At 58.3% G+C, this 15348-nt stretch carries 14 protein-coding genes; 8 read left to right on the top strand and 6 right to left on the bottom strand.

All coding sequences use genetic code 11. The annotated features are described in order from the left end of the window. Positions 1-9: 9 nt before the first annotated feature. Entirely contained in the window at positions 10-225 is a 216-nt protein-coding gene (locus L53_RS10175) for a DUF1674 domain-containing protein (protein ID WP_034814833.1), read from the bottom strand. An 89-nt stretch (positions 226-314) separates the two neighbouring features. Between L53_RS10175 and htpX the strand changes: the two genes are divergently transcribed. The 8 genes from htpX to L53_RS10135 all read left to right on the top strand — a co-directional run bounded on the left by htpX (position 315) and on the right by L53_RS10135 (position 9741). Further along, positions 315-1190, top strand: coding sequence for a zinc metalloprotease HtpX (htpX, locus tag L53_RS10170; RefSeq protein ID WP_034814831.1), 876 nt, complete (start codon positions 315-317; stop codon positions 1188-1190). 16 nt (positions 1191-1206) lie between these two features. Next, positions 1207-2475 (top strand): RsmB/NOP family class I SAM-dependent RNA methyltransferase, encoded by a 1269-nt coding sequence (locus L53_RS10165; protein ID WP_034815205.1) that lies wholly within the window; start codon positions 1207-1209, stop codon positions 2473-2475. 129 nt (positions 2476-2604) lie between these two features. Continuing rightward, positions 2605-3090 carry a glycine zipper 2TM domain-containing protein gene (locus L53_RS10160; protein WP_051607800.1) on the top strand — a complete coding sequence of 162 codons (486 nt, stop codon included), beginning with the start codon at positions 2605-2607 and terminating at the stop codon, positions 3088-3090. A 69-nt stretch (positions 3091-3159) separates the two neighbouring features. Beyond that, positions 3160-3828, top strand: coding sequence for a ribulose-phosphate 3-epimerase (gene rpe / locus L53_RS10155; protein WP_034814829.1), 669 nt, complete (start codon positions 3160-3162; stop codon positions 3826-3828). A 3-nt stretch (positions 3829-3831) separates the two neighbouring features. Further along, on the top strand, positions 3832-5580 hold the full coding sequence (locus L53_RS10150; protein ID WP_233347736.1) for a heparinase II/III family protein: 1749 nt from the start codon (positions 3832-3834) through the stop codon (positions 5578-5580). Then, on the top strand, positions 5577-7469 hold the full coding sequence (locus L53_RS10145; protein WP_051607798.1) for a polysaccharide biosynthesis protein: 1893 nt from the start codon (positions 5577-5579) through the stop codon (positions 7467-7469). Before L53_RS10150 ends, L53_RS10145 begins: the two co-directional genes overlap by 4 nt. 66 nt (positions 7470-7535) lie before the next feature. Beyond that, positions 7536-9140: a bifunctional phosphoribosylaminoimidazolecarboxamide formyltransferase/IMP cyclohydrolase gene (purH, locus tag L53_RS10140; RefSeq protein ID WP_034814827.1), complete on the top strand. Its 1605-nt coding sequence runs from the start codon at positions 7536-7538 to the stop codon at positions 9138-9140. 13 nt (positions 9141-9153) lie between these two features. Then, the gene (locus tag L53_RS10135) at positions 9154-9741 is read left to right on the top strand and encodes a hypothetical protein (protein ID WP_034814826.1); all 588 of its coding nucleotides are present in this window, start codon (positions 9154-9156) and stop codon (positions 9739-9741) included. Positions 9742-9745: 4 nt separating this feature from the next. On the opposite strand, the gene L53_RS10130 is transcribed toward L53_RS10135, so the two are convergent. The 5 genes from L53_RS10130 to L53_RS10110 all read right to left on the bottom strand — a co-directional run bounded on the left by L53_RS10130 (position 9746) and on the right by L53_RS10110 (position 15199). Further along, positions 9746-10564, bottom strand: a complete 819-nt coding sequence (locus L53_RS10130; protein WP_034814825.1) for a PhzF family phenazine biosynthesis protein — start codon at positions 10562-10564, stop codon at positions 9746-9748. 84 nt (positions 10565-10648) lie between these two features. Then, on the bottom strand, positions 10649-11464 hold the full coding sequence (gene thiD, locus L53_RS10125) for a bifunctional hydroxymethylpyrimidine kinase/phosphomethylpyrimidine kinase (RefSeq protein ID WP_034814823.1): 816 nt from the start codon (positions 11462-11464) through the stop codon (positions 10649-10651). A gap of 5 nt (positions 11465-11469) precedes the next feature. Then, positions 11470-12120: a fructose-6-phosphate aldolase gene (gene fsa / locus L53_RS10120; RefSeq protein WP_034814821.1), complete on the bottom strand. Its 651-nt coding sequence runs from the start codon at positions 12118-12120 to the stop codon at positions 11470-11472. 27 nt (positions 12121-12147) lie between these two features. Continuing rightward, entirely contained in the window at positions 12148-13458 is a 1311-nt protein-coding gene (locus L53_RS10115; protein ID WP_034814819.1) for a UDP-glucose/GDP-mannose dehydrogenase family protein, read from the bottom strand. A 226-nt stretch (positions 13459-13684) separates the two neighbouring features. Beyond that, the gene (locus tag L53_RS10110) at positions 13685-15199 is read right to left on the bottom strand and encodes a phosphomannomutase/phosphoglucomutase (protein ID WP_034815187.1); all 1515 of its coding nucleotides are present in this window, start codon (positions 15197-15199) and stop codon (positions 13685-13687) included. Positions 15200-15348: the final 149 nt, after the last annotated feature.

The raw sequence follows: 15348 nt of genomic DNA, 5'->3' as shown, positions 1-15348 counted from the left end.
CCGGTCTGCTCAGAAGTCGTAGGCAATGCCTTTGCGTTCCCAATCGCCATACCGGGTTGGCTCGATCTTGCGAGGGCCGCCACGCTCGTTCTCCGGCAGCTCAGAGACGTCCTCAGCCATCTCGATTCGACGCGCATCTGCCTCTTCCAGCGCGCGACGCGCCTCTGGTGTCAGGGTCTCGCGACGCGCGATTTCGGCCGCATCAGGAAAGTCCGGTGTGCTCATCTGCACTCCCCATTTCGTTAACAATCCCCATATAGGTTTCTGGGGAATTTAAACATCCCCCGACTGAAACCACTGGAGACGTGTCACCCATGGGTACCGCAAAAACCTTCATGTTACTGGCTGCGCTAACCGCGCTGTTCATGGCGGTCGGCTATCTGATCGGCGGTGTTCTCGGCATGGCAATCGCCTTTGTCGTCGCCGCTGGCATGAACGTATTTTCATGGTGGAATGCCGACAAGATTGTCCTGCGCATGCAGGGTGCCAAAGAGGTCACGCCGGAGACCTCCTCCCCCATGCTGCGCACATTTGCGGGTGATGTGGCCCGCATGGCAGAACGCGCTGGCCTGCCTGCACCGCGCGTCTACATTATTGAAACACCGCAACCGAATGCCTTTGCGACCGGGCGCAATCCCGAAAACGCCGCCGTCGCCGCGACCTCTGGCCTGCTCGGCTCGCTGACCCGCGAGGAAGTCGCAGGTGTTATGGCGCACGAACTGGCGCATGTGCAGAACCGCGACACGCTGACCATGACCGTTACCGCAACAATTGCGGGTGCGATCGGCATGTTGGCAAATTTCGCGCTGTTCTTTGGCCGCGAGCGGGCGGGCCTCATCGGCTCTCTCGCAATCATGATCTTCGCGCCGATGGCGGCCGCCCTTGTGCAGATGGCCATCAGCCGGTCGCGAGAATACGAGGCCGACAAGCGGGGCGCAGAGATTTGTGGCAATCCGCTCTGGTTAGCCTCCGCGCTTCAGAAGATTGAACGCGGTGCCCGCGAGCGCAACCCCGCCATGGCGCACATGTACATCGCCAATCCCCTCAATGGACGCGGCGCCGACAATCTGTTCTCAACCCATCCGGCAACCGCGAACCGGATTGAGGCCTTGCGCCGCATGGCAGCCGAGATGGGCGTCAGCTCCGAGACTGCGGATGCACCGCGTCGCCAAGCCGGACCGTGGGGCTGATCATGGAGTCAGACTCATGAGCGGCGCCCTGGCACGGCGCGCCTCAGCCGAATTGCTCATGCTGGCGCTGGAAAGCCGCCGCACGCTGGACGAGGCTATGCTCAAATCTGACAGCTTCAACGATCTGGAAGGGCCCGATCGGAGCTTTGCCCGACTGATGGCGAGCGCCGCCCTGCGTGAACTTGGCCGCATTGATGCGGGTCTCTCACCCCTGCTGTCGCGACCACTCAACGCCACCAGCCCTGCCATTCGCGCCCTATTGCGCGTTGGCGTAGTGCAGCTTTGGCGGCTGGAAACTCCGCCTCATGCCGCAGTGTCGGAAACGGTTGAAGCGGCCAAGGGCTGGCCGGATGCGCGTTCGGGAGGCAGTTTTCTCAACGCTGTGTTACGACGCGCAGCCGATACGACGCCTGACCTTGATGCAATGCCCGCGAGCTTGATCTGGCCGGATTGGCTGGCCAACCGGTTTACGAACGATCTTGGCGCCGATCGCGCAGAGCTTCTTGCCGCGCACCAAATGGACGAGCCGCCAATCTTCCTGTCCGCAAGGTCCAACCCACGCGATGTTGCTAACGCAACCGGTGGCGACTTATTGCCGACCGGTTCGGTCCGCCTGAACAGCGCAAATGTCGAGGCCCTGCCTGGGTTTGAAGCAGGTGACTGGTGGGTTCAGGACGCCGCTGCCGCCCTCCCTGTAAAACTGCTCAATGTGACCGGGACCGATCAGGTCGTGGATTTGTGCGCGGCGCCAGGCGGCAAGACACTTCAACTGGCGGCCACCGGTGCGAAAGTGACCGCCGTCGATCGGTCCAAGCCGAGATTGGAGCGCCTTAGGGAAAACCTTGCGCGAACGGGCTTGTCTGCGGACATCGTTGCGGCCAATGCAGATGAATGGCGCCCGGAGATTCCGGTGAACAAATTGCTGCTGGATGCCCCTTGCTCCGCATTGGGCACCTTGAGACGTCATCCAGAGGGCGCGTGGATCAAGCGAGAGGAAGAAATTGACCGCTTCCCGGCAGCGCAGACGCGCCTCCTGACAGCCGCCGCCGACATGGTCACTTCGGGCGGCATCGTCATCTATTGCGTCTGCACCCCGCTTGACTCCGAAGGACGCAATATCGTCGATCAGGCGATTACGGCGGGGCTTTATTCACGTCAGCCTGTATTCGAGGCAGAAATTCCCGGTTTCGAGCATTGCCTGACGCCAGAGGGCGATCTGCTGACCCTGCCGCAATACGGCGCGGGGCATGACGCCTTCTACATTGCGCGCCTGCAGCGGATTTGATCGATTTCAATCCGCGCATGGTTTTCAAGCGGTAAACAGACTTGCCACAAAAAGGTCTCGCAGAGTTCATCTGCCATTCAGGGCGAACTGTGCAATGATAACCCATCTAATGTGCAGGGAGCACTCAACATGATTACCGAATTTTCTCCCCGGAAAGTTGCTGTGGGCGCATTTGCTGCCCTCGCTTTGGCACTCACCGGATGTGCAAGCAATTATGGCGCTGGAACAGCCACGCCAGGTGCGGTCGGTCAGGCTTCTACCGTTTATACCGGTACAGTGACTTCGGTGCGTGCCGTAACGATCCAATCTGACCGGTCCCTAATTGGTACCGCAACAGGCGCCGTGTTGGGTGGTCTGGCAGGCTCCGAGCTTGGTGGCGGCGACAAGGCCCAGACTGCGGGAGCCATTGGTGGCGCCGTCATCGGCGGCATCGCCGGTAACGCAGCTGGCAAGGCTGTCGGCAAGCAACAGGGTTATGCCTACATTGTCCGTTTCTCGACGGGTGACGTGAAGGAAATCATTCAGGGCGCGGATGTCTATATCGCGCCAGGTACACCGGTCGATATCATTGCCGGGGCTGATGGTTGGAAACTGGTTCCGGCCGGCGGCTACTAGGCCCAATCTCTACACCTTCGGACAGCCGGCCACCTTGTGTGGTCGGCTGTTCCAGCTTAGGGATTGCGCATGCGCGACGTGTTGATTTCTCCCTCGATTCTCTCTGCAGATTTCTCTCGCCTTGGTGAAGAGATTGCCGCCATAGACCATGCTGGCGCAGACATGATCCATATCGACGTCATGGATGGGCATTTCGTGCCAAACCTGACCTTTGGCCCTCCGGTGATCGAAAAGCTCCGCAAATGCACGGACAAGCCGTTCGATGTGCACCTGATGATCGCCCCTGTGGACCCGTTCATTGCTGCCTTTGCGAAGGCTGGCGCAAACATCCTCACGGTTCATCCGGAAGCCGGACCACATATCCATCGTACGATTCAGGCGATTCGCGCTGCCGGTATGAAGCCAGGAATTGCCTTAAATCCGGGCACACCCGCCAGTATCGTGGAGCCCATACTGGACGATATCGACCTGATCCTGGTGATGTCAGTCAATCCCGGTTTCGGCGGTCAGACCTTTATCGACAGCCAGTTACGCAAGGTCGAACAGCTGCGACGAATGATCGACTCAACTGGCAGAGATATCATCCTGGAAATCGATGGCGGCCTGAATCCGGAGACTGCTCCAAAAGCCATCGCCGCGGGCGTTAGTGCAATTGTTGCCGGGTCAGCCGTTTTCAAGGGCGGCGGGTCGGCCTATGCTGACAACATCAGGTCGCTCAGACCAAATCTAAAAGTATAGTTCTTGACGGAATGGACGGTGGACGTGGGAGGCGGAGATAGCGAAATCCTTGCTGACCGCACGAGAACCGGCGCAGATGACGCCGCTCTCTGGCGCAGGTTTCGTGGAGCTTGTGGCGATGATGCCAAAGTCGGTGTCCTGCAGCGCCTGAAGCTGTCTGGGCCAATTCCAGATGCTTTTTCCCATCATCTGACCCCAATTGTGCCGACGGATGACCGGCGCGGCGAAGCGCTGATGCAGGACATATGGCGCATCGGCATGGAGCGTCTGACCCTCGCGCCGGGCCAACCGCCATGGTCGACTCCCCTTCCCTCCAAACACTTCGCGGATCGGCTGCATCGGTTTTCATGGCTGCCTGATCTGTTTGATCAGGGCGACCTTGGGGCAGAACGTGCCAGACGCTTTGTCGACGACTGGATCGAATCCCATGGAAGCTTCAATGGGTTCTCCTGGAGGCTGGCGCCTACCAGCGTGAGGTGTTGGAACTGGATGTTGTGCGGCGCGGCTCTTTTCGAATCAGGCTCCGCAGATGCCCAACGAGCCCGGTCAGAATGCCTGGTTCGGCAAATCCGCTACCTTTCTGATCAAATCGACGCGGCAACCGATCCCAAAGCGCGCTGGTATGGTGCGGTCACAATCGTTGCAGGCGCATTGTGCATAGACCGCGCAATGAGCCTGGAGACCGCCCTCGCCAGACTGGACGCAGAATGCACGGCGCAAATCCTTCCCGATGGTGGGCATGTAAGCCGCAGCCCGTCGCGAAACCTGCGCGCGCTTGTGCATCTTCTGACGCTTCGGGACCTGTTCCGACGCGCTGGCCACCCGGAACCGGAATTCTTGGAGAAATGGGTTTCGCGCATGGGTGCAATGGTCGCCTTTTTTCGAGCCGGCGACGGCGCGCTCAGCCCGTTCAATGATAGCGACGAGGCGAGACCGGAAGTTGTCGAGGCGGCGCTCGCCCATTTGTCCTCTCCACCTCGCCGGTTCACTTTCGCGCCCAAATCCGGCTTTCAGAAGCTTGAAAAGAACAGCCTTCGGCTGATCCTCGATTGTGGTGAAGCGCCTGAGCGCCCCTTCAGCGATTTCGCCCATGCAGGCGCGCTCGGATTCGAGCTTTCGGACGGACCAAGCCGTCTTGTTACCTCTTGCGGCTATAGCGCCGAGGTGAACGTGGACTGGCAAGCCGCCGTGCGGCGCACGGGGGCCCACTCCACACTGATCCTGGCTGGTCGGGACTCATCTACCTTCTCATTGAACGACGAATCACGTCTTCTTTCTGCCCATGGACCGGAAGGTATTTCAGCCAAGCGCCTGGAAGAAGGCGACGAGATATGGCTCGATGCACAGCATGGCGGATACAAGGCACCCTGCGGATTGCTGCACCGTCGCCGCCTTTTCATGTCGGGCGATGGCCAGCGATTGACGGGCGAGGACTCCCTTGTGAGACCAGTCTCTCAGCCACCGTCGGATGACCGGAAGTTCATCGGCTTTGAAATTCGCTTTCACCTACATCCTACGGTCACAGCTATCATGGGCCGGGATGCCATTCGTCTGGTGTGTGATGACGGTACGGTCTGGAAGTTCAAGACAAGCCATGAAGGTGCGCGCCTTGAACGTACAGTTTATCTTGCGCGCGGTGTGGTTGAAAGACCCGAGCAAATCGTTATGGCTGGTTTTGCAGATCCTAACGGGGACGGACAACAGCCGCCGAATTGTATTCGTTGGGCATTTCTGAAGGAAAGATCCGCATGACGCCAAAACAGGCCGCTCGACGCGCTATGACGCTGACCCTCGGGTTCGACATCAGCATCGCGATCATTGCCATGGCGTTTTCCGGGTTACTGGTCTGGTCGTCCGAGGCGCCCCGCGCTGACTTGCCCCTCAATTCGATCGCCATCAGCACCGTCTTCTTCGCTGCAGCCGTCGCACTATCTTTCCTCGTGCTTGGCATTCAGAAGCAGGTCTGGCGTCATATGGGCTGGCCCGATGCAGTACGTATCTTCCAGGGGGTTTGTCTTGCGGCCCTGATCTACTTGCCGGTCATGTTGATGTTGAACGGGTTGCTGGCAACACCCTTCGCGACTCTGAGCGTTGCGCTCATCCTGTGGACGCTTGGCCTGTTCGCCGGACGCATGTTCGCCCTTTCCCGCACCACACACGAGCCGTTTCAGATCTTCAGCCCGGTCGCCAAGAATGGACAGCCGGTTCTCCTCGTAGGTGATTCGCAGAGCTGCGTTCAGGTCATCCGCCGCATCCAGTCATCGGCCCAGAGCAGCAAGATTCGTCTGCTCGGCTTGGTCGACGTGGAGGCTACCGAGCCGGGCCGGGCCATTCGCGGCATTCCAATTCTCGGCTCTCTCGACGAATTGGGCGACCTGATTGAAGTGTTGACGGTCCGATACAAGCAAACGCCTTGGGTTGCTGTGACGGGCGCTGCACGTAAACGCGAGACGACAATCCGGGTTCTTGAGACCGCTTCTGACCATGGCGCCGAAATCATGGCGCTAAATCGGGATGAAACGGCACAAGTACTGGAGCCCGTTCGCCCGTCGGACCTGCTGTCGCGCCCGGAACGTCATCTCTGCATCGAACCGGTCCGTGATCTTGTGAGCAATGCGAATGTCTTGGTGTCAGGTGGTGGCGGAACGATTGGCTCGGAACTTACACGCCAAGTCGCCCGGCTCGAACCCGCGTCAATTACCGTGTTCGATGCCTCAGAATTCAATCTCTACTCGATCGACATGGAATTGGCGGGCATCCTGCCTCCCAACCGGCACACGGCCCGACTGGGCGATGTTCGCGATATGAACCGTGTCCGCGACGTGTTCACGCGCGCAAAGCCGGATGTCGTCATCCACGCGGCGGCGCTGAAGCATGTTCCCTTGATGGAACGTAACATTTGCGAAGCCATCCTGACCAATGTGTCGGGCGCGGTGAACGCGGCAAAAGCCGCGGCGGCGGTTGGCGCGAAGAGCTTTGTCTTTATCTCCACAGATAAAGCGGTCGATCCGGACAATGTCATGGGCGCTACCAAACGCTTGGCCGAGATGGCCGTATCTCGGGTTGCAGCGCAAACCGGCATGGCCGCATCAATCGTTCGATTCGGAAATGTCCTTGGCTCATCAGGATCAGTGGTTCCCTTGTTCGAGCGCCAGATCGCGGCGGGTGGCCCAGTCACTCTGACTGATCCTGGCGTGACGCGATACTTCATGACCGTCGAGGAAGCCTCTTCGCTCGTCCTTCAGTCGGCCGCACTTCAGGATCGCACATCAGAAACCGGCCTCTACGTTCTGGATATGGGCGAACCCATGCCGATACTGCAATTGGCCGAAACCATGATCCGCATGAAGGGCCTGGTTCCGGGTGTCGACATCAAGATCACCACGACCGGCCTGCGCGATGGCGAAAAGATGCATGAGGTGCTGACCTATGAGCATGAAGCCGTAGTCTCCACCAAAGTGGACGGCATCTGGCAGGTCGAAAACCTGCATGCGCCTTCCGAGCTTTTTGAAAAGCGGCTCGGAGAGCTGATCGAGGCGGCATCCCGGCGCGAGCGCTCTGAAGCCCTGCGCCTGTTGGGCGTTCTCGTTCCGGAATATGCCAGCGAGCGAGCCGAAAAGGCGCGACGCTGGAGCGCTTGACCCACGCCGCGGTCATGATACGCCCCGCGGCACAAGCATTCAGCCTGCGCCAGAGGAATTCTCAACATGACAGATGCCGCCACCCGCGGAGCCCCCGTTCGTATTCGCCGCGCCCTGCTTTCCGTGTCTGACAAGACTGGATTGGTGGAACAAGCTCAAAAGCTTGCCGCCAAAGGTGTCGAACTGGTCTCCACCGGTGGCACGTCGAAACTTCTGAAAGAAGCCGGGCTGGATGTGAAAGATGTTGCCGACCTGACGGGCTTTCCGGAAATGATGGACGGTCGGGTGAAGACGCTTCACCCGGCGGTGCATGGCGGTCTGCTTTATCTGCGCGACAATCCCTCCCACGTAAAAGACGCCGAAACACACGGCATTGGCGCGATCGACCTGATTTATGTAAACCTCTATCCATTTGAGGCGACAGTTGCCTCCGGCGCAGACTTCGACACTTGCATCGAGAATATCGATATCGGCGGTCCCGCCATGCTGCGTGCGGCGGCGAAGAATGGTGCCTTCGTCGCCGTCTGTACGGATGGCTTTGATGTCGACGCAGTGCTTGCTGAAATGGAGACAAACGATGGCCATGTCAGCGTCACTCTCTGCCGCAAGCTGGCCGCGAAAACCTATGCCCGCACGGCGGCTTATGATTCCGCAATATCCAGTTGGTATGCAGACCAGCTCGGCGAGAGCGCTCCAGACTGGGCCAGCCTCGGTGGGAAGCTCCAGCAATCGCTGCGCTATGGCGAAAACCCGCACCAGAAAGCCGCCTTCTACGTGACCGGCGAGAAACGTCCCGGCGTGGCAACAGCAAAACAGCTGCAAGGCAAGGAACTTTCATACAACAATATCAATGACACAGATGCCGCCTATGAACTGATTGGCGAACTGGGTGATGAGACCCCTGCCGTCGCCATCATCAAACACGCCAATCCATGCGGCGTTGCACAAGGCCGGAGCATCATCGAAGCCTATCGCTCGGCACTGGCATGTGACTCGACTTCAGCCTTTGGCGGGATCGTCGCGCTGAACCGTCCGCTGGACGAAGCAACCGCACAGGAAATTTCCCAGGTCTTCACAGAAGTCGTCATAGCACCGGGAGCAGATGCAGCCGCTGAAGCAGTGTTTGCCAAAAAGAAAAACCTCCGCCTCCTGATTACGGAAGGCCTGCCGGACCCCGCTTCGGCTGGCCGGTTTGTCAAGACGGTCTCCGGTGGCTTCCTGATGCAGGATCGTGATTTTGGCCGCATCGGCAAGGCAGACCTGAAGGTCGTGACCAAGAAAGTCCCAACCGAGCAGGAATTGAATGACATGCTGTTCGCTTGGCGCGTCGCCAAGCATGTGAAGTCCAACACAATCATCTACGCCAAAGACGGTGCAACCGTGGGCATTGGTGCAGGACAGATGAGCCGGATTGACTCCGCACGTATTGCCGCGCGCAAAGCAGAGGACGCTGCAGACATCGCAGGCTGGTCTGAGCCAAAGACCAAGGGATGCGTTGCCGCATCCGACGCATTCTTTCCGTTCCCGGACGGCCTGCTTCAAGCGGCATCGGCTGGCGCAACAGCTGTTATCCAGCCAGGCGGTTCGATTCGCGATGATGAAGTCATTGCAGCAGCCGATGAGGCCGGCCTCGCCATGGTCTTTACTGGCATGCGCCACTTCCGCCACTAGAGAAAGGTTCAAGATGAAGCGTCCCCTACTCGCAAGCCTTGTCCTTCTGGCCCTGGCAGCCGCCTGCGGCCAGCCAGTAAAACAGGATTCGGACGCAGAATTCATGTCTCGATTGACAGCCCTTTGCGGGCAGGCATTTGAAGGCAAGATTGTTAGTGACGATCCAGACGATGATGCGTGGCGCACAGAGCGGATCATCATGCATGTTCGGGATTGTTCTCCGCAGGAAATCCGCATTCCGCTCCATGTCGGAGACGATCGCTCCCGTGTCTGGGTGCTCCACAATGATGGACCCCGTCTGGCCTTGCACCATGCGCACACGCATGAGGATGGCAGCCCCGATGCAATCACATGGTATGGCGGCGCACGTAATGACCAGGCCAGCGCCAGCCGAATGGCCTTTCCGGCGGATGATGCCACGAAAGCCCTGTTCGATTCTGAAGGCATTCCTCAGTCCAACGACAACACCTGGGCGATCGAGGTGCGTCCGTCAGACAATTTGTTCGCGTATGAGATGAAGCGCCCGAAACGCTTTTTCCGAATCGAGTTCGATACTTCACAAGCCGTTGCGCCACCTCCTGCGCCTTGGGGCAGTGAATAAGGATTCAGAGACGGAAGCTGCCCTCGATCACTGTTACCGCACGACCTATGAGTTTGGCGCGATGGCCTTCAAGACGCGTATCGATCTTTGCGCCCCGGCCCGGATAGGCCTGGTAGCAAGACATCTCGTCCAGACCAAATCGTTCGCTCATGACCCGCGCCAGCATCGTGTGCCAACTACCTGTTGCAGGGTCTTCATCGATTCCACTGCCCGGCGCGAAGAAGCGGCTGGTTACAGCGACACTCTCCCCGCCAGCGGCAAAGCACCCGAAATTCCCACGATCCCAGCCTTCCCCCGGCGCACCAAGGTCCTTTAGCGCCTTCAGGTCAGGCTTGAGTGCAAGTACGTTATCCGGTGTTTCAAAGCGAGCCGCATAGAACATGCCGCCCCATGCCTGGACGGGGCGCGCGCCGAGCGCATCCGCCACCTCATCCGTCACCGGAATTTCTTGAATGGGGGCCGATGGAAAGTCCATTTCCAATCGGCCATTTTCCAAACGCCGAACATGCAGGCGACCGGACTTCATCGTATCGAATACAAGACCCGCACCGGTGTATCCAAGCTCCTGATACAGCACATGTGCTGTTCCAAGCGTTGCGTGACCGCAAAGGGGCACCTCAACTGTTGGCGTAAACCAGCGAAGCGTCCACACCCCCTCCCCCGCCGGAACAATATAGGCCGTCTCGGCGACGTTGTTTTCTGCCGCAATCGCCTGCAGGGTTTCATCCGGTAAGAATGTCTCCAGCGGCATGATGCACGCCTGGTTGCCTTCGAATGGCTTTGAAGCAAAGGCGTCAATTTGGTAGAACGGCAAAGTCGGCATGACAGAGTCTCCAATCAGGACGACTGAATGCCACGGGACGCGTACTTGGAAAAACGATGATTTCTGAACGGTCGTTGAGGCGGTCTATTCCTCGTCAAGCACCCAACCATGATGAACCGGACCATGGCCGGTCCCGAACCCCTTGGCCGCGCGAATCGCTTTCAGCAAGTATTCCCGGGCCTGTTCAACCGAGTCCGGAACACTTTTTCCTTGTGCCAGAAGCGCGGCAATGGCCGACGCCAGTGTGCAACCCGTTCCATGGGTCGAGCTCGTCTCGATCCTGCGGCTTTCAAACACCCATTCGCCCGTCGTCGTCTGCAACACATCCGTGATGACATCACCACCAATATGCCCGCCTTTAACCAGCGCGCCATTCGCACCAAGTTCCAGCAGGGCCTCAGCCGCACGGCGCTGGCCACTGACCGTGTCCACGGCCTTCCCGGTCAGAACTTCAGCCTCGGGAGCGTTGGGCGTTACAAGGCGCGCGTTCGGAACAAGTTCGGACCGGATCGCCTCAACCGCCTTTGCGTCAACCAACCGGTCACCCGATGTCGCGACCATGACAGGGTCGATGACACGCGGGACCAATTGAGCACGCTCCGACAACAGTTCCGCGACCGCTTCGACCAAAGGGGCGGACCCGAGCATGCCAGTCTTGATTGCGTCGGCGCCAATGTCAGCAAGCGTGACCCGCATCTGCCCGACCACGCCCTCAATGGGCACGGGCCACACACCATGGACGCCGCGCGTATCTTGAGCTGTGATGGCGGTGATGGCGGTCATCGCATAACCGCCAAGCATGGTGACTGCCTTGATATCAGCCTGAATACCTGCACCACCGCCGGAATCAGATCCGGCGATAATGAGGACGCGGCCCTGAGGGCCGTCTGGCGTTGCCATGTCGATCAGACCTTGATGCCGGCCTTCGCTGCGTCAGCCAGGAAGGTTTCCAGACCCTTGTCGGTCAACGGATGCTTGACGAGGCCCTTGATGACAGATGGCGGCATGGTCGCCACATCCGCGCCAGCCAGTGCCGATAGTTTGACGTGATTGGCTGTCCGGATCGACGCAGCAAGAATTTCCGTATCGAACAGGTAATTGTCATAGATCTGGCGAATATCGGCGATCAGCTCCACGCCGTCGACATTGATGTCGTCGAGACGTCCGATGAAAGGCGAGATGAATGTTGCGCCGGCTTTGGCCGCCAACAGCGCCTGGTTTGCCGAGAAGCAAAGCGTGACATTGACCATCGTGCCGTCATCCGACAGCGTCCGGCAGGCCTTCAGGCCTTCCAGCGTCAGCGGAAGCTTTACGGCAACGTTGTCAGCGATCTTCGCCAATTTGCGGCCTTCAGAGATCATCCCGTCATAGTCGGTCGCAACAACTTCCGCGCTGACCGGGCCGGGTACGATCTCGCAGATTTCCTTGACGACATCCGCGAATGGGCGGCCCGACTTCGCGATGAGTGACGGGTTGGTGGTAACCCCGTCAATCAGTCCGGTCGCCGCCAGTTCAGCAATATCGCCAGTGTCTGCGGTATCTACGAAGAATTTCATGTTCAGGATCCTGTTTGCCTAAGCGCCTCAGATAGACGGGCGACCGATGGATGTATACTTGAAACCACGAGCCGCCATGTCGTCCGGTGAATAGATGTTCCGGAGGTCTACCACAATGTTTGTGCTGAGGGCTTCCTTGATTCTTTCAAAATCCAATGCGCGGAACTGGTCCCATTCGGTGATAATCACCATCGCGTCGGCATCCTGAACAGCGTCATATGCGCTCTTTGCGAATTCGATATCGCTCAGCAGATGCGCTGCTTCATCCATAGCTTCCGGATCATATGCCCGGATCTTGGCACCGGCCGCTTGGAGAGCCGGAATGATGTCCAGGCTTGGCGCGTCGCGCATGTCATCCGTGTTTTGTTTAAACGCGAGGCCCAACACACCAATTGTCTTGCCCTTCACGTCGCCACCCATGGCCGCAATGACCTTTTCAGCCATTGCCTTCTTGCGCGCAGCGTTCACCTCAACCACCGTATCGACGATGCGAACGGGAGAATTATGGTCATTGGCCGTCTTGGTCAGCGCCAGCGTGTCTTTCGGGAAACAGGAACCCCCATAGCCCGGACCGGCATTCAGGAATTTCTTGCCAATCCGACCGTCCAGGCCAATGCCGCGAGAGACCTCCTGAACATTCGCGCCGACTTTTTCGCAAAGATCCGCCATCTCATTGATGAAGGTGATTTTCACAGCGAGGAAGGCGTTGGCGGCGTATTTGATCAGTTCAGATGTGCGCCGGGCCGTAAACAGAATCGGCGTCTCATTCAGGAAGAGTGGACGATAAAGTTCCTGCATGACTTCACGGGCGCGCTCATCATCGGTTCCAACAACCACACGGTCGGGAATCTTGAAGTCCTTGATCGCCGCGCCTTCACGCAGGAATTCAGGATTGGACACCACAGCAAATTCGCCATCAGGGCGCTTCTTGCGGATGATTTCCTCAACTTCGTCGCCCGTACCGACCGGAACAGTCGATTTGGTGACGATCACGGTGAAGCCATCCATGAGTTCGGCGATCTCTTCAGCCGCCGCGTAGACATAGGACAGGTCGGCATGTCCATCGCCGCGCCGCGAGGGCGTGCCGACCGCAATGAAGACGGCGTCGGCATCACGGATCGCATCCTTGGCTTCGGTCGTGAAGAACAGACGCTCTTCCTTGACGTTCTTCTCAACCAGGCTGTCCAGCCCGGGCTCGAAAATCGGCATGATGCCAGCTTCCAGCTTTTCAATCTTGGATGCATCCTTGTCGACACATGTTACAACGTGCCCAAAATCGGCAAAACAGGCTCCGCTGACAAGGCCGACATAGCCCGTTCCAATCATCGCAACGCGCATGAAAAATCCTCACAAGATACTAGTGTCTTCGCGGCAGGGGGTGCGATTTTTATGCCAGTTGGTCAAGGGGCTGAGTGTGCCATTCTGGCCAGTTCACCAGACGGCACTTCACACCCGGCCCACGCGGGATGCTGCGAGACATTCTGCCCGGTTAAAATGGATCAGGCCCGCTCCGGGCGATACAGGCCTGATCATGTTCTAAAGCGTTTCCCTTGGCAGAAAGGGATCAGATTTCCTGATTATATGCTCCGACTTCCGGGTGCTTGCTGAGGCGCGGCTTGATTTCCTTGTGGAAGAGATCACGCATATCGTCGGCGCTCGTCATGGATTCAACCACCACAACCAGTTCCGGCTTGTTGGAGGACGCCCGTATAAGAACCCAGGACCCGTCTTCCAGTGTCACGCGGGCACCATTGACAGTATTCACGTCAATGACTTTCCGACCAAGGATTTCGGTACCGTTCAGACCCTCATATTCAGCGACCATCTTGTCGACGACACCATATTTGGTTTCATCGTCGCAATGCGGTGACATGGTGAGCGAGGTGTAGGCAACGCCCAGCTCCCCCTTCATGTCAGCCATTGTCTTGCCCGGATTGCGATCCAGCATTTCGAGAATGGCCTTGGCCGCAACCAGCCCATCATCATAACCAAGCCCAATCGGAGGCTGGAAGAAGAAGTGACCGGACTTTTCAAAACCAGCCAGCGCGCCCAACTCATTGGTGCGGCGCTTGATGTAGGAATGGCCGGTCTTGTAGTAATCGACCGTCGCACCATTTTCCTTCAGCACGGGATCGGTCTTGTAGAGGCCGGTTGACTTCACATCGACGACGAAAGTCGCGTCCTTGTAGAGTTTCGACAAATCGCGCGCCAACATCAGGCCGATCTTGTCCGCGAAGATCTCCTCGCCTGTATTGTCCACAACACCACAGCGGTCGCCATCACCGTCAAAACCGAGCGCGACATCAGCGCCAAGATCTTTCACGGCCTTCGACATTTCATGCAGCATTTCTGCATCTTCCGGGTTGGGATTATATTTCGGGAACGTGTTGTCGAGGTTGCAGTCCATCTCGACAACTTCTGCACCCATCATGCGCAACGCATCCGGCGCAAACGCGCCCGCAGTGCCATTGCCACACGCCGCAATCACCTTGATCGGACGACTAAGCTTCGTATCGCCAACGACTGCCTTGATATACTTGTCCCGCAAATCATCGACCCGGAAATGACCGCCGCCCGCGCGGGGCTGAAACTCGCCTCCCATGACGATCTCTTTCAGGCGGCCCATCTCAACTGGTCCGAATGTTAGCGGCTTGTCGGCCCCCATCTTGACCCCGGTCCAGCCATTTTCGTTGTGGCTCGCCGTCACCATGGCACAGCAGGCTGCATCCAGCTCGAACTGTGCCCAATAGACCATTGGTGACAGCGCGAGGCCCACATCCAGTACTTCACAGCCGCCCTGCACCATGCCGAGGATGAGCGCGTTCTTGATCGGCTGACTGATCGAGCGGAAATCATGCCCGGTCACCACCTTGGGCTCGACCCCCAATTCATGGAACAGCGTTGCCATGCCGAGGCCCAGCGCCTGAACACCGGTGAAATTCAGTTCCGGTGCCTTCTCCTTACCGATTCCGTTGAACCACCAACGCGCATCATATTCGCGAAAGCCTGTTGGCTTCACCAGCGGCAGGATCTCGAATTCCAGCGTGTTTGGCTTAATGTCAGCCAGCGGTTTGGGCATCATATGCGTACGTCTCCGAAGATTTTGTGCGTCCCTACACTATAAGTGTATCATTTCGAATAAAGCATGCATGAGCTGCGCCACACTCCACAACACATGACCGATTGTTAATCATCTGATCGGGCATGGGTTCCGTACCCAAAGCAACA

It is taken from the genome of Hyphomonas sp. L-53-1-40 (genome assembly GCF_000682775.1).
GTDB lineage: Bacteria > Pseudomonadota > Alphaproteobacteria > Caulobacterales > Hyphomonadaceae > Hyphomonas.
Note: the sequence above shows the minus strand (reverse complement) of the source record. Positions and strands in the feature narration are given on the sequence as shown.